The sequence below is a fragment of the Veillonella sp. S13054-11 genome (genome assembly GCF_002959795.1).
Lineage (GTDB): Bacteria > Bacillota > Negativicutes > Veillonellales > Veillonellaceae > Veillonella > Veillonella parvula_E.
In genome coordinates, this window is the sequence record NZ_PPCY01000008.1 from 125,823 (window position 1) to 141,678 (window position 15,856).

The 15,856-nt window shown below is 41.7% G+C and carries 10 protein-coding genes; 4 read left to right on the forward strand and 6 right to left on the reverse strand.

Annotated features, from left to right (window positions below):
- Positions 1–8 precede the first annotated feature (8 nt).
- Both VPHSUH08_RS08250 and VPHSUH08_RS08255 read left to right on the forward strand, forming a co-directional pair.
- Positions 9–836, forward strand: coding sequence for a metallophosphoesterase (locus tag VPHSUH08_RS08250; protein WP_105087194.1), 828 nt, complete (start codon positions 9–11; stop codon positions 834–836).
- Between the two features lie 9 nt (positions 837–845).
- Complete coding sequence (locus tag VPHSUH08_RS08255) at positions 846–1,076, forward strand: hypothetical protein (protein ID WP_024061274.1); 231 nt, start codon at positions 846–848, stop codon at positions 1,074–1,076.
- Between the two features lie 134 nt (positions 1,077–1,210).
- Here VPHSUH08_RS08255 and VPHSUH08_RS08260 read toward each other — a convergent pair whose 3' ends face one another.
- The 3 genes from VPHSUH08_RS08260 to crcB all read right to left on the reverse strand — a co-directional run bounded on the left by VPHSUH08_RS08260 (position 1,211) and on the right by crcB (position 5,575).
- Entirely contained in the window at positions 1,211–3,709 is a 2,499-nt protein-coding gene (locus VPHSUH08_RS08260; RefSeq protein ID WP_105087195.1) for an S-layer homology domain-containing protein, read from the reverse strand.
- Positions 3,710–4,129: 420 nt separating this feature from the next.
- The gene (locus tag VPHSUH08_RS08265; RefSeq protein ID WP_039965212.1) at positions 4,130–5,110 is read right to left on the reverse strand and encodes a molybdopterin-binding protein; all 981 of its coding nucleotides are present in this window, start codon (positions 5,108–5,110) and stop codon (positions 4,130–4,132) included.
- A gap of 84 nt (positions 5,111–5,194) precedes the next feature.
- Positions 5,195–5,575, reverse strand: a complete 381-nt coding sequence (crcB, locus tag VPHSUH08_RS08270) for a fluoride efflux transporter CrcB (protein WP_008602202.1) — start codon at positions 5,573–5,575, stop codon at positions 5,195–5,197.
- A 189-nt stretch (positions 5,576–5,764) separates the two neighbouring features.
- Here crcB and VPHSUH08_RS08275 point away from each other — a divergent pair, with 189 nt between their 5' ends.
- Positions 5,765–6,148 (forward strand): helix-turn-helix domain-containing protein, encoded by a 384-nt coding sequence (locus tag VPHSUH08_RS08275; protein ID WP_058948167.1) that lies wholly within the window; start codon positions 5,765–5,767, stop codon positions 6,146–6,148.
- Between the two features lie 192 nt (positions 6,149–6,340).
- On the opposite strand, the gene VPHSUH08_RS08280 is transcribed toward VPHSUH08_RS08275, so the two are convergent.
- On the reverse strand, positions 6,341–7,048 hold the full coding sequence (locus tag VPHSUH08_RS08280; protein WP_004694848.1) for a GntR family transcriptional regulator: 708 nt from the start codon (positions 7,046–7,048) through the stop codon (positions 6,341–6,343).
- A 208-nt stretch (positions 7,049–7,256) separates the two neighbouring features.
- Between VPHSUH08_RS08280 and VPHSUH08_RS08285 the strand changes: the two genes are divergently transcribed.
- Positions 7,257–8,198 carry a diacylglycerol kinase family protein gene (locus tag VPHSUH08_RS08285; RefSeq protein ID WP_105087196.1) on the forward strand — a complete coding sequence of 314 codons (942 nt, stop codon included), beginning with the start codon at positions 7,257–7,259 and terminating at the stop codon, positions 8,196–8,198.
- Between the two features lie 80 nt (positions 8,199–8,278).
- On the opposite strand, the gene addA is transcribed toward VPHSUH08_RS08285, so the two are convergent.
- Positions 8,279–12,034, reverse strand: a complete 3,756-nt coding sequence (gene addA / locus VPHSUH08_RS08290; protein ID WP_105087197.1) for a helicase-exonuclease AddAB subunit AddA — start codon at positions 12,032–12,034, stop codon at positions 8,279–8,281.
- Positions 12,024–15,518 (reverse strand): PD-(D/E)XK nuclease family protein, encoded by a 3,495-nt coding sequence (locus tag VPHSUH08_RS08295; RefSeq protein ID WP_105087198.1) that lies wholly within the window; start codon positions 15,516–15,518, stop codon positions 12,024–12,026. Before VPHSUH08_RS08295 ends, addA begins: the two co-directional genes overlap by 11 nt.
- Between the last annotated feature and the right edge of the window lie 338 nt (positions 15,519–15,856).

The following is a 15,856-nucleotide window of genomic DNA, read 5'->3' on the forward strand; positions in this document are numbered from 1 at the left end:
GGATTTTTATGAAAGTATTTGCCATCGGCGACCTCCATCTATCTGGCAATCCTCCCACAAAGCCGATGGATATTTTTGGTCCTCACTGGAATGATCACTGGGCCCGCATCAAAGAGCATTGGAATGCCAATGTAAGCGATGAAGACATCGTCTTTCTCGTAGGTGACATGAGCTGGGCCCTCCGCCTCGAGGAAGCGGCCTGCGATTTACAAGAAATTGCATCTTTACCAGGTAAAAAATATATGATTCGCGGCAACCATGATTATTGGTGGGCATCAGCAAACAAGATGCATAATCTCATGGGCGACGCTATTACCTTTATACAAGGTCACGGCACCGCAGAGCTCATCCAAACCGAAGAGGGACCGCACCTTATTGCATTCGGAGGAACGCGTGCCTACCTCTGTCCTGGAGACTCCCACTTCTCTCCGGAAACGGACCAATCCATTTACGATAGAGAATTGATGCGTACTGAAGCGGCACTTCAAGAAATGGATAAAGCAATACATAAAGTGCTTGAAGAACTCAGGACGGAAACAAACGTCACAGATATGACCTGTTCTAAAAAATCCTATTCATCAACACCTGATTCAATTATAGATATAGAGAATATTCCTGTAACAAAGTTATTGTTGCTACATTACCCTCCATTTAACGAATCCAACGCTCCTTCTGGCTTTACGGACCTATTAGAACAATATAAAGTAGATATCTGCATCTTTGGCCACTTACACGATCAAATTTCTTTTAACCGAATTCCAAAGGAGTTTAGTACGACAAAACTAGAATTGGTATCTGCAGACTATCTAGACTTCAAGCTAAAGCAAATTATTTAAGGAGAGACCATGAGTCGCATTCACAAAGAACATTTACAAGCCGGCTATATCTTTGGTGATGCCGTCAACCAAGAATATATATACTTGCCTTCTGGTGAGGTAGGCACGGAGCATCCGTTAGCAGTCCTAGAAACACCAACGAAGCGCGAAGATATTACATTGGACGAAGCCGTCCATATGATTGATACCCTAACGCTAAAACGTTGTAGCCACCCTACACTAGGTAAAAAATCATTTTAATAACGCAATCAATAATGCAATTAATTAAACAAAGGAGGCTGTTTATCACAGCCTCCTTTGTTTTTTCTTTAGTTTATACAAGAACTATTTTGTTGTCTTCCTTTTAGTTTAAAAGGTTAATTCATGACAAGTAATTACTTCGCATTACGCTCGATATGACTACCATAAACATCTCTGTAATCATTAGTTTGCTTATTGTCTTTATTGTTGACACGAAGTCGTTCTACCTTATGACGATCATTATCTTTACCAGAGATTCGATCTACACGAGTACGATCCAAATCACGAAGACGAGCCAATTCAGGATTAAATTCGTTAATCGCACGCCCCATTTTGCCATCAATTGGAGCACCCAATTGTAAAGCACGGTAAATGATCGCGGCATACTCATAACGAGTCATCGCACGATCGCCTTTAAATTCGCCATCAGGATAACCTTCAACAAGACCTTTATCCGCCAAGTCTTTTACATATTCATAAGCCCAATGATTAGCCGGTACATCAGGGAAGTTCACATCTTTCTTGTCATACTGAGGTGCCATTCCCATGGATGCCTTCATTTGTTGAATCTCTACATTTTGGGCTTTTACAATGGCCTTTAAGTCTTGAACCTCTTTAGCCAAAGCTACTCTAGAAGTAGATACACCATTTTTTTGACCTAATTTCAATGAAACGCCGGCATTGACCATGTTTTCACCGTTACCCATGGATCCAGCTACGCTGAACATAGTGTCTTCATTTGGTCTGTAGAAAGCACCTAATGCCATCGCATTTTCACCGGCATAGTTACCGTAACCAGCCGCAAAATTCCATTTATCATCAGGATCAAAATCCAATGGATGAATAGCCGCTAATGCAGCCGCACCAGCACCAACTTTTCCTATTTTGCTATTTAATAGGTTCACACCATTACTAATACCGCTAGTAGCTTGATACAATTGGCTACCGTTAACGGCATCTTTAGATGTAGCGGATACTTCACCATCGGCTACATTAGTGATTTTATTGCCACCATTATTTAGACCTTTATTGTCCAAAGAAACATTACCAAATTTAACTTTATCTACAGATACTTTGTAATCAGTACCACCAGCAGCATTTGTGCTTGTAGTTACAGTTACATTATTACCTGCAGAAATGCTAGTATGTTTTTTAGCTTCTTTTAATGCTTCTGTGGCTAAAGTCTTATTATATTCAATACGACGTTCATGACTTTCGATACGCTCACTATGATTTTCAATTCGAGCATCATGATTATCAACACGATTATCTAAATAATCTAAACGCTTATCTTGATTGTCAATACGTTTTTCTTGATTATTCATACGTTCAGTTTGATTTTTTAATTGAATGTCATGATTTTGAATTTGATCTTCATGACGAAGTAAATCAGCATCTTGACGAAGATTTTCTTTAGTTAAACGAGTAATTTGATTATCATGATTTACAATTAATTTATTATGTTTTTCTAATTCTTGACTATGTCCATTTAAAATATCTTCATGTTTTTGTAAGACATCTGTATGATCTTTTAATTTTCGTTCATTGTCGGCAATTTTTTCTTTATTTTTATCGATTTCATTAATATTATTTTGAATTAATGTATTGTGATTATTAAGAATTCCGCCCACTGTATTTGCTACTGCATATAATTGACTACCATTTATAGCATCCGTGCTATCAGAAGATACTTTCCCAGATGCTACATTAATCACCTGACGTTCTTTACCAGATGCACCAACACTCGTAACGCCGTTACGAGCTGACCCTACCCCAGCAAAGCCGGAATAGTTAATACCATTTATATTAGCTTGTGTTTCTGTTGTGGCAGCTCTATCGGTAGATGCATTGCCTAAGAGAACACTATTTCCTTGTGTCGACGTCACATTACTACCCAGTACATATGTATTTGCTTGTGCTACGTTATTACTAACCCCAAAAGCACCAGAATCAATGCCAGAAACAGAATTACTGCTACCAATTCCAACTCCACCACGTGCAGTAATCGTATTACCTGAACCTAGTGCAACAGCATTTGCAGCACCAGCATTAGCATTATTACCTACAGCAGTTGCACTCTCTTCAGCTTTTGCATTATATCCAACGGCTACTGAACGATTTCCCTTTGCTCTAGCATCATTACCATATGCTGAAGAGAAATTACCAGATGCCTCAGCATTAAATCCAGTAGCGGTACTTGAAATACCACTAGCCTTTGTACTATTGCCAACCGCTGTAGAAGCTTCAGCAGATGCTTTAGCGGATGAACCAAAGGCATTTGAATTACGGCCTGAAGAAACTGATCCATGGCCTATTGCCGTAGCGTTTTCACCTTCTGCCCGTGCACTCCGACCAATAGCATTGGTATTATTAGCAGTTGCCTGTGCACTTCGTCCGATAGCTAGTGAAGTCTCACCAGATGCGGTAGAAGACTGTCCTATAGCAGTTGAATATGAACCGGATACCGTATTTCTGAAACCTACTGCTAAACTATGGTCACTGGTAACCGTGTTTTCATCACCAAAGTGACGTGAATACTCTGTCGGATTTCCTTGTGCTTCTACATGTAATACAGTTCCCGTGCCTAACGCAAGTAGTATTGCCAATGATAATGCAACTTGTTTGCTTTTCATCGTTTACTATTCCTCCCTACATCTAAAATTATAAATACAACGGATAATATATTATCATTTATAATATATATTCAACAAAACTCAGCATAAAATATGTCCATTATTAAATAATGTATTATCATTATCCTTAACTATTATTGTACTTTAAATATTAAATGAAGTAAACGAGTTTTTTAACAAAATAGATATAAATATCAATTTTATCGATAAATAAAAATTCTATCAAATTCATCATACTATAAATTAATAGTATAATAACAATATAAGGAGATAAGATTTATCTTATCTCCTTATATTGGCTATATTAATTATATTAATTATATTAGCTATACTAATTATTCTAGTTATATTGTTTGCTTTAGCTATATTACTTAGAATAGCTATATTAGTTATTCTAACTATTCTAGTTATTTTAACCTATTAACCCAAGAATCCTCCATGGCCCATAGCTATACAATCTTCTTTGGTGATTTCATCATCTGCGATGAGGCGTGGCACAATTTCATCAAAAGCAGTCGGTTTGCTGAACAATACACCACCTGGTACACCAAGGATTGGTGTGCCATCTGCACAGTAAGCAATGCAAACCATGGACCCTGGTAACACAGGTAATCCATAGGTAACAACGTGATCTGCATAGCGTTTAATCGCTCCTGGGGTGAGATCATCTGGGTCAACACTCATACCACCAGTGCAGAAAATGATATCTGCGCCTGCTGCTTTCACCTTGTCGATAGCCGCCACGATATCGTCTGTATTATCCGTTACAATTTCGTGAGCTACCTTTGTAACACCAAATTCAGCACAACGTTCTTCAATGATTGGTGTGAAAGCATCTTTAATACGACCTTCAAATACTTCAGAGCCGGTCGTAACGATACCCATTGTTTTGCGCACGAATGGCTTTACATGTAACAAAGGCTTACCATCAGCAATTTTCTTTGCATCTTCTACTTGTTGTTCTTCTAACAACAATGGAATACAACGCATGCCTGCTAGTTTATCGCCTGCTTTCACAGGTGTATTATTAAATTTTGTTACAATAGTCAACTCACCAATGCTATTAATAGCATGTAATCGGTCTACATCAACCTTAAAAAGGCCATCTACATCCGCAATGGCTTCAATTTTACCTTGTGCCATAGGGCCATCGTGCATGTTTTCACCGCTTGCCATATGGTATAAAGCACGAGCTACATCCTCTTCATGCAAGAACCCCTCATCTTCCGGCTCCATTACAAATACATGTTCCTTGCCAAGATCCAAGAGTTTAGGAATATCCTCTTCTGTAATTACATGGCCACGGCGGAAGGGCGTGTCTTTCACCTCACCTATGACGATTCTTACGAGATCGTGTAATAATGTTTGCCCTACGGCATCTTGTGTTCTAATAGATTTCATAATATCTCCCAAGTCATTAATAACAAAATACGCTATTATATAACATCAAAATGTATTTAATACTATTATTCAATATTAATATGTTTACATAGTACAGAGTAGACGCACTATTAGCATACCAACCCAACAGAGAATTAGGCCCCCTATTACTTGTACCACACCGTACCATAACGCTTGTACATAGGATTCAGCCATCATAAGCTGTAGCATTTCAAAGGCAAAGGTTGAAAAGGTGGTAAATGCACCTAACCCACCTACAACGAGGAAGAATCTCGCCCATTGAGGTAGATCTGGCTTTTGCATATAAAGGCCTAAGACTAAACCGATAATGAGGCAACCAACGAGGTTTACTACTACCGTACCATACGGAAACGAGCTGACCTTTGTCATCACCCATTCACCGAGAGCCATACGGCATAAGGCCCCAATGGCGCCACCAAGGGCAACGGCTATGTATTTTTCCATATTGCCTCCTCTACTCAAGATAACATACTAGATGTTATGATCCCATTACTATAGCATACATGTAATACTACTTTCACAATTCGTGTAATTATCTGTAATAGCCGATAATTATCTAGTTTTCTATATTAGTCAGATGCTAACAATCTCAGTATACTATATTTAGAGAGTAGGGAAAAGGAAGGAGTCCCTATGCACCCCTCGTCTACACCACTCACGGAATTGAGAGTCAACGCGTACGAAGACCCGTTTTTACAACATCAATATGTTTGTTTAGGTCATAAAATCGCCATTATTCGTGTATCCCTAAATATGTCTCAACAAGAATTAGCTCGTCACATTGGTATCAGTCGTAGTTATTTAAGCAAATTAGAATGTGGTACAGGCATTTCAGGCATGTCTTTGGAAATTTTATTTAAAATTGCCCAAGCCTTTCAAATCAACGTAGGCCAGCTCGTAAGACTGCGTGTTGTAGACTATAAAAACTGTAATGCGCACCTAACATCACACTATAAACGACTAGAGCTTCTGAACCACACCAAAAGAACGTCTCGAAACAAAACAAGAACAAACTAATCCGATAGACTAAAAGAACAGTTAATTAAATACAACAAATGATAACTAATTTATATCAAGATGCTCTAAATACTCTAAATGAAAATTGAATTTACTATTCAAAATAACAATCAAAAAAGCTCCGTCAATGGCGGAGCTTTTCATATGTCATTATGCCTATTACATCAGCATCAGCATCAGCATCAGCAGACATTATACTTCATTAAGTTTTTTATGTTGTACTTCTGCATTTGCTTTTTTAAAGATAAATGCATTGTTGATATGCTGACGCATAGCTGTTTCTGCAGCTACTTCGTCGTGACGTTCAATAGCGTCTACGATTTGATCATGCTCATCATCACAGTCATGTGTACGTACAGCATTGAAAGAACTGATGTACATGTCACGATTAACGCGTTCACGGAAACCTGCTAGATAATCTACAATGCGTTCATTGCCAGAGTAATGAGCAATCATTGTATGGAATCGGCTGTTTACATCAACACGTTCTGTGGCATCTTCAATTTCATGCATTTCTTTACAAAGGGTTCTTAGCTCTTGTACTTGCTCAGGTGTAGCATGACGAGCACATAATCTAGCACCAAGTCCTTCCATTACTTCACGAACTTGGTAAAGTGCTACGATTTCTTCTGGCGTGTCAGCTTTTACAGTAACACCTTTCCAAGGAACGATAACTACGAGATTATCTTTAGCCAATTTGCGGAATGCCTCACGCACAGGTGTAGCACTCACTTGTAATTGTTCTGCAATCTTTACTTCGTTAAGCTTCTCTTGAGGCATCAATTCGCCTGTTAAGATAGCTGTTTTTAATGTTAAATATACTTGTTCACTGAGAGGTAATCTTTCGATAGAATCCACTGCGGACAATTTGTATTTATCTTTTGAACTTTGTCTTCCCATTACTAGCCCCTAAACCTTACTAACCATTCGTGCTTTCAGACTTTCAAAGAACGGTTAAAATGAGTATAATATAGTATACAACATATCTTAGACAGTATGTTGTGCGAAATTAAGTGCATACATTACAATTATAGAACTCATCATTAAGACTGTCAATTTAACTATAGATAATAGCTATATCTCATTTTTGAAAGTAAGGAAGTATACTATGAGCCGTTGTTTGATTATCATCAACCCTGTCTCAGGAGGCGGTGCAGCGCGCCGTTACGCCCTCGATTTACAATGGAAATTGAGTACATTGTTCGAAACGATTGAGGTCAAATTCACCAGAGGCGAAGGCGATGCTACACGTTTCGCTAAGGACGCTTGTGAGCGCGGGTTTGATGCCGTATTCTGCATGGGTGGTGACGGCACTGTTAACGAAACCGTTAATGGTATTGCCCAAGGTGGATTCTCCTGTACCTTTGGATTTATCCCCGTTGGTACAGTAAATGATATGTCTCGTGCGCTCGGCATTCACCAAAATCCAACGCAAGCTATCAGACGTATCGATATCAATGAAACTCGAACCATTGATATCGGCCGTTGTAATGATCGGTATTTCTGCAATAATATTGCAGCTGGCGTTATTCCTAAGGTTGTAGATGAAGTTACACCAAAGGAAAAGAGCATACTCGGCCCTCTCGCGTATTTCTTGAGAGCAGGCCAAGCGTTGTTCACTACAAAGGACTACACGTACCGCATTAAAACAGAGGACGATGATTTCATTTGCAAATCTCCTCTCGTTTTAGCCCTACTTACCAATGTAGTATCTAGCTTTGAGCGTTTTATGCCAGAAGCATCTGTAGATGATGGTTATATGCGTATCATTATCTTCAAGGAATATTTTATCCTCGATATTCTCAGCGTATTACCACTCATTATCAGTGGTGCCATCTATAATTCTCGTTATACAACGACATTAACGGTGAAAAAAGCTCATATCGAACTTCTATCTGACGTCGATGATTTATCGACCAATATGGATGGTGATGCAGGTCCGGATATGCCTGTGGATATTGAAGTATTACCGCGCGTACTCAAAGTATTTGCACCTGCAAAACACAAAAAGAAAAAAGCCTTAAATCTGCCTAAACTACCACATATATAACAAGTAATTGGTAACACAAAAGCTCTCTATCAACGGATAGAGAGCTTTTGTGTTTATTAGTTTATAAGAATCTATGTACATTAGTCCACAATGATTGCATCATGCAAGCGGAAGCTATAAATATAGCATGCTTTCACGGGCATTCCCGTCAATCGCTGCAAGGCCTCTTTATAGAGGTCCATTTGGATTTTATAGCGCTTAATGAGTTCTTCTCCGGATGTAACGCGATCCGTTTTGTAATCTACGAGAACCCATTCGCCATCCTCCTCAAAGGCCGTATCAATAATACCTTGAAGGAACAGATTTTCCCCGTCCTCTAAGGTGTCGTATACGCGTTTTCCTTCAAAGAGCATGCTAAACGGCAACTCTCGCTCGATACGTTTTGCATTGATAAGGCGCTTACCAAGATCAGAGCTAAAAAATTTATACAAACTCGTATCGCTTAATAAATTCCGTTCTTCCTCTGTAAAAGTCCCATTCGCCACCAGTGCATCGAGTTCTTTCGTCAAAGAAGCTTGCGTATACGTCACAAGAGGTAGCCATTGCATAGCCTCATGCATCAAGGTCCCACATTGAGCACCGGTTAATACATCATCTTCAGACTGTAATGCTTGTGGCTTTCGACCGAATACGGAATTTGCTAGGTCATCTGCTGAAACTTCTACCGTTGCAATCGGTTCATTCAAAGTATCAATAGTTCCTGCTTCAAGTTCTCGTTCTTGGAATCGTCGCTTCAATTCACTAACGGAAATTTTAGCAGTACGTCGTGTAGCATCGTTGTATGGATAGGTATAGTTAAAACGGTCCACGATTTCCTGCGGTAATTCTACAGAATTAACAGCTTTTAACTCACGCACCTTGTTGATGGTTGTCTCGTCGATATCCGCTTTGTAATCGAGATCACCATAAAGAGAGCCATCATGGATTTCAACCTTTAAACGACACTGTTTATCCGGTAAATCAAAATAGGTGGGTCCTTCGTACTCGATGGCTACGCGCAATGGATTACCGCCATCTAAATGACGGGCAAAGCCCATAATCATCCAGTCTAGGTATGTATTGGCTTGTGTAATAATATCTGTCGGTAACTGTTGAGTTTCTACGGAAGCCGCATTTTTAATGAGCTCACCTATGGTGCTTAACACACCTTTAGAATTTTTAAAGCCTTTAATAAAGCCTGTCATGAACAGCTTATCTCGTGCCCGTGTCAAGGCAACATAGAGAATGCGCTGCTCCTCCGCCTTGAGGGCCGCTTCTTTTACGTCTTTCACATAAAACCAAGGCATGGTCGGGAAGGATACTCGAATATCTGGGAAATACCCTTTCAAACCAAGACCTGCATTTTTATCGATAAGAAGCTCTGAACGCAAGTCCATCATGTTGAATCTTTTTTGTACACCAGATAGAAATACTACAGGAAACTCAAGGCCCTTACTCTTATGGATGGTCATAAGGCGCACTACATTGTCCGCCTCGCTCACCACATTGGCAAGAGGCATATCTTGGTTGCTGTCGCGCAAGCTTTCCGCAAAGCGCAAGAACCTAAAGAGCCCACGGAAGCCAGAGGCTTCATAGCCCTTGGCTCTATCGTATAAGGCGAGCACATTGGCACGGCGAACGAGGCCATTCGGCATAGCTCCCACATAGTTTACATAGTCTTGAGATTCGTAAATATCCCACAACAAGTCGGTCACACCGTGACGACGCGATAAGGTGCGCCACCTTTCCATATGCCCAATAAAGGCCAATAAACGCTCATCTTGAGCCTCTTCTGCATAGGCTGGCATAAGAGACCATAAGGAGCCCTCACCAGACAGGCGCAATGCACCTAGTTCGTTGGCATCAAGGCCTACCAGGCCAGAGTGCAACACGGCAGCCATCGGCAAATCTTGTTCTGGATTATCTATGACGGATAACAATGCCAATAAGAGTTGAATCTCTTGGGCTTCAAAGTAACCATCTCGCTCATTTACAACTGCAGGAATTCCCGCTTGCCGCATGGCTTCTACGGCACGCGTCCCCCAGCCCGCTAAGGATCTGCGCAAAATAGCAAAGTCTCGCCACTCGATTTGACGGAATGTGCCATCTGGATTTTGCACCTGTTTCTTAGCAGCATGGATTTCTTTGATTTTTTGAATGATGAAATCTAGCTCACGCTCGTTGTTTTCAGGATCATCTCCTTCGTCCTCGTCGCTTTCACCAGCACCAAGGGTATCCTTACTCACATCTAAGAGTTGCAATTCCACGTCACCACCGACCCAATCCTCTGGCGCATCCTCTACGATGCGGCCAGGAATGAGCGATTCAGCCTCTGTGTAATTGAGCTCTGCCGCGTCTTCCGTCATAATTTGGTAGAACAAGAAGTTCGTAGCAGCCAAAATATTTGCGTCAGATCGGAAGTTTTTCGCCAAGTCGATACGTCTCTCTACGGCATCATTACCCCCATAGGTGTTGTATTTCTCCATAAATAGAGAACTATCGGCCATACGGAAGCTATAAATAGCCTGCTTCACGTCCCCCACATAGAACCTATTATCGACGCGAGAAATCAAGTTGATAATCGTCTCTTGCACGCCGTTCGTATCTTGGTATTCATCGACCATGATTTCTTTGAACGTATCTTGCAGTTCCTTTGCTACTTCAGATGGCTTAGGCTCATCCTCTGTGCCAGGCTCAACGAGAAGGGCCAAGCATAGATGCTCAAGGTCGCTAAAATCCATGATGCCTTGCTCTTGTTTCATATCCCGATACGCTTGGTGGAACGCAATTGTGAGTTCTACTAACCCTTCTATGATTGGATATTGAGCCTTGAACTGGTCTTGCAAGGTAGCTTCCGGAACGGTAAATATAGCGGTTTGCATAGCTTTGAGGTCATCTTTATTTTGACCACCCAAAGATTTAAACTCTGCCACCAATATAGGATCATAGGCTTGCGCCTCTTTTGAACCCATGCGGAACTGATCTTTAATAAAGGTATCTATATGTTTACAAACTTCGCCCATGTCGTCCCAAGTTTGAGCCGCTGAAAGCATGCCTAGTGCAGCCAGTTGATTATCGTATATGTTTTGCCATTTGTGAGGCCCTGTCGGATCGAGCAAGATTTGTTCCATCCGCTCTAAGCGCTCACGAATACGATTGATAGTAGCTAAATGATTCGACCACATATATTCGCCCCATAACGTATCGCTAGGGTTTATGTCCATCGCCTCTTTATAAGGCTCTAAGGCTTTGCGTAACCATCCATCGGGATTGGCGAGGGACATAGCGTAGTTATACAGGGACATAATCTTCGCCGTTAAGCCTGCATCGGATTTATCATCGCTGAAGAAATCCGCTAGCTCATAGATATTATAAAGGCCCTCTTCATAGGATTTAGTTAATAAATCGGCTAATACCTCTTGTTGTAGCAATGCCATTTCTGCTTCATTGCCGATGCGCGCTGTCGGATTAATGTCGAGCTTATAGAAATAGGACCGGATTACCCATTGGCAAAAGGAGTGCAATGTAGAAATATGAGCAGAGGGCAACAGATTGAGCTGTCGTTCAAGGCGCGTTTGTAGTGCAGCATCATCTGTAGATTCCATGGCTTTAGCCAAGGCAAGGCCAATACGAGCGCTCATCTCTTGGGCCGCAGCCTTTGTGAAAGTTACAACCATGAGTTCTTGAACAGATAAGGGATTATCCATGTCCTTAAGGCGCGTAATAATGCGTTCTACAAGAACCGCGGTCTTACCTGAACCGGCAGCAGCCGCAACAAGTAAGGTCTGATTATCTAAGGAGGAATCCTTAGGCGCTATAATAGCAGACTCCTGCTCTGGCGTCCATTTAACACCCATGGTTTTCACCTCCTTCGTTGCTATTATTTCTGTCGTTTAAGACCTCTTTCATCCGTTCTAATGCATCATCTTCGGACAATCTAGACAAATAATTATATCGATTACGGCTAGAGTCAAAGCGACATACCGTTCTGTAGTCGCAGAATGTACAAGGTCTAAGGCCATTCAATTGATATGGCTTAATCGGGAACTGCCCTTCCCCAATGTGACGACCCGTCTCAGCCATCACGTGATTTGTATAGCGGCACATTATGTCAAATTCACCTGTAGACTTAACCTTCCGCAAATCTCTGCTAGAAATGGTTTGATCTTTTTTCGTAGCAATCGGCACATAAGGCCCTCGCTTAGAACCATAGGACAAAAACTTATTGTCAATATGCGTCAACAGCTCTATATCATCGGAGAAGTACCCACTGTTTTGCCAAGCATCGCTTTCATTAGCCAACGAAACAGCATCTTCATAAGATATAGGCGCATCAGCAGGGATTTTCGGGTTCTTCACGTAGGAGTAAACCACCGCTGCAGGGGACATAGATTCGCCATGTGTTTTACCATAAGCGGATTCTAACGCCAGCAGATAGGTCATGAGTTGCAGTTTAAGGCCATAATACACATCTTGGGCCGTCACATGAGCGCCACCCGATTTGTAGTCGATAACCATACCATAGGTTTGACCATCCCGTGTATATTCGTCGATGCGGTCAATTTGCCCGATGAGGCGCAAGTAACGGTCTTCACCAAGAGGGACTCGAATAGGGTCCCAGCCACCTTGACGACCAAAGTCTTGCTCTAAATACTTCGTATCAAAATCACTGCGCTTTGACCATTCTACGAGACGGTCTACCGTCACATGTAATGTTCTCTGTACACGTTGCTCGATGGCTTTTTGGTAGGCATCGCTCGTTTCTTCACCCAGTTGATTCTCTTGCAAGATTTCGTCTGCCACGGTGCGGCATAGATTTGCTTGTTCCTCTTCGTCGAGGTCACGCCATTGCATGTTGTTTTCTAATAGATAATTACCTAAGCGCTCTAAATTCGCATGCAAGAACGTACCGATTTCAGGAGCTCCAAAGGAACGTACTGGACGCGGTTCTAGTTTCAAACCATATTGAGCATAAAACTTGAACGGACATTGTTGGTATCGTTCAAGGCGCGTTACAGAGCCAGACATATAGCCTTTAGACAAGAACAACCCATTCACTAAATCCTGCGTAATAACAGGCACATCGTTGTTATCTCGAATGCCACGTGACACCTCCGCTAAACGAGGACGATAGGTTTCGCTTTCACGAGCCCAGTTATAGAGTCCCCACCAAAGAGGATTGACCTCATAACCACTAAAGAGCGCACCCCAACGCTCCGACAACAATGACAGACTTTGGAGTGGACGCCACACGTAATCCGTCTCTGTATCAGGTGCAATGGAGAGAGGAATCTCTACCGCCTGATCTACGTACCCAAGGGATTCTAATCGTTTTACAACGAGGGACGGCTCAAGACCGGTTCCATCCTCACTAGAGCCCGCATAGGACAAGGTCAACGAATCGGATGCTCGCGTCATGGCGAGGTATAATAGGAAATTCTCGTTGAAAGCCTTCGGCAAGGCACCTTCTGCTAAGGTAATGCCTGCATCGGCCAATTCTTGACGCTCCTTGTCCTTGATGAGTCCTTCATCGCCCATACTTTGAGGGAATACACCTTGGTTGAGGCCCATTACAAACACCTTAGGCCACCACTGGCTGTAACCACGTTCGATGGTGGTAATCACCACATGATCTAAAGACGGAGGAATCATAGAATAGTTTACATCGCTAAGGCCTTCTTCGAGGAGGAGCATCATCTCATCCAAGGTCAATATTTCATCCTTCATGACCATAGAAATTTCGTCTATAAAGGAAAGGACCGCATTGTACATCTGTTCATGACTAGCTTTAGCTTCTTGATCACCTATAGTTTCTGCATCCTTCGCCCATTCATAAAGGCGCTCTGGCACTTGCAATGTTTCTAACAAACTATATAATTGAGCTCCCCATTCTGCGCCCGTATGTCCATCACTATAAGCCGCAAAATCAAACCACGGAGATAAAACATCCATAATCGTTTGTCTTGCTTTGTTTACACGTGCTCTGCGTGGTGCATCTACGTGGTTATCTTCATTTTGCCCCTCATAAAAGCCTCGTAGGTACGGCCAGCTTTCACGTTCCCATTTATAATGGTCGATACCAAACTCGAGAACGTAGTTCTCTAGCTCATCTACAGCCTCACGAGTAAGCGGCATCAAGTCCGTCTTGAGCAAGAGGAACATGCTGTCTCGACTATAGTTATGACGTACGATATCAAAGAGAGCCGTCAACAGCTCGCCTAACGGATGGTTTTTCATAGGCCGCTGACGGTCGATAAAGTGCGGAATACCGTAGCGAGCAAAGACCTTTTCTAGGGTGTCACCATAGGTTTCAGACTCGCGGAGCATAATACATACATCTCGGTAACGCGCCTCTTCAGATGATTCTACATAGGCTAAAATACGACGAGCCACAGCATCGGCTTCGCGTTCCCTGTTATAGCCTCGAATAAGCGGAATCGTTGCATCTGTAGGGTTTTTCTTACTAGGACTAATAAAGTAATTAGACTCTAGAGCTTGAACGATTTGAGGGCCTCGTTTCCCGTCAAAGCCAACCCAGTTGATACCAGAGCCATAACGAGCGACTAAGGTGTCGTAAATCTCTAAAGGGCGGCTGAAGAGATGCTCCCCTCGACGCGCTAGATGTAACGCCTTTGGAGCCATCGGTAAATCGATAGTAATAACGGCTTCCTTCGCCAAGTCAAACAAGGTATAAATCAACTCATAGTGTGTGGGCGTAAACCAATGGAAACCATCGATAAAGACGTGGCTATTCTCCATGAGAGGAGATTGTGGCAATGCCTCTACGATTTCCATGATAGGATCGATGTCGCGCTCCCCATGGCGACTGAGTTCTTCTTCATAGGCAGACATACAAATAGCTAGCTCGCGCAATTTCTTTTGTAATACTTTATTTTTAACAGATTCTGCCCCTCGTTCTAGGTCCACAGGGCCTACACGGAAGGCGCGAAACTCAGAAAAGAGTTGTTGCAATACAGAGGAAAACTCAGGTCGCTTTGTGGCCTGTTCTAACAGCCCGAGTTCCTTTTGTTTTCGTTTCATTACAAGGCGCAACAACATAGACCGGCCAAAGCTTGATAAACTTGATTGACCGACCCCTTTTGAGCCTATCGATTGATATATCTGATAACCCAAACGACCAAAGCCTACGACGCGAACCGTAGTAAAGCCTTTCTCAGGCATAAATTCAGCTAACTCCCGTTCCACCCGATAGGTGGCAGGTTCAGGAACGAGCAAAATTATTGGTTCCCCTGGACAGTCTGTCATGACCTGACGTATGCGTTCATATACGGCGCGCGTCTTGCCTGATCCAGCTCGTCCATAATAGACGCTAATACTCATGAGACCTCCCTAGTGAAACTTTCACCATCTCAATTAATATAATCCACAAATTTATATTGCTCATATCAGTTAACGCATTAGAATAGCACTACACAAATTAATTGTAGCACTATACGAATTAGATATAGCATCAAACGAAATTTTTCGATATAATAAATTACTATACTGATTATTATTATATAGTAATATGACATTCTATGACTAATTGTACAATATTTGACTCATTTGATTATATTTATTTATAATTAAGATAATATTTTATATTTTATTTACAATTAGCATGAATTCCTATATAATACAAGTTAGTATCTGTGTTATTTGTAAAATCATGTATTTAG

Excerpts from the sequence above, each read along its gene's own strand:
- VPHSUH08_RS08285 (WP_105087196.1), top strand. The coding sequence starts at position 7,257 with ATGAGCCGTTGTTTGATTATCATCAACCCTGTCTCAGGAGGCGGTGCA.
- VPHSUH08_RS08255 (WP_024061274.1), top strand. The coding sequence starts at position 846 with ATGAGTCGCATTCACAAAGAACATTTACAAGCCGGCTATATCTTTGGT.
- addA (WP_105087197.1), bottom strand. The coding sequence starts at position 12,034 with ATGGGTGTTAAATGGACGCCAGAGCAGGAGTCTGCTATTATAGCGCCT.
- VPHSUH08_RS08295 (WP_105087198.1), bottom strand. The coding sequence starts at position 15,518 with ATGAGTATTAGCGTCTATTATGGACGAGCTGGATCAGGCAAGACGCGC.
- crcB (WP_008602202.1), bottom strand. The coding sequence starts at position 5,575 with ATGGAAAAATACATAGCCGTTGCCCTTGGTGGCGCCATTGGGGCCTTA.
- VPHSUH08_RS08260 (WP_105087195.1), bottom strand. The coding sequence starts at position 3,709 with ATGAAAAGCAAACAAGTTGCATTATCATTGGCAATACTACTTGCGTTA.
- VPHSUH08_RS08280 (WP_004694848.1), bottom strand. The coding sequence starts at position 7,048 with ATGGGAAGACAAAGTTCAAAAGATAAATACAAATTGTCCGCAGTGGAT.
- VPHSUH08_RS08265 (WP_039965212.1), bottom strand. The coding sequence starts at position 5,110 with ATGAAATCTATTAGAACACAAGATGCCGTAGGGCAAACATTATTACAC.
- VPHSUH08_RS08275 (WP_058948167.1), top strand. The coding sequence starts at position 5,765 with ATGCACCCCTCGTCTACACCACTCACGGAATTGAGAGTCAACGCGTAC.
- VPHSUH08_RS08250 (WP_105087194.1), top strand. The coding sequence starts at position 9 with ATGAAAGTATTTGCCATCGGCGACCTCCATCTATCTGGCAATCCTCCC.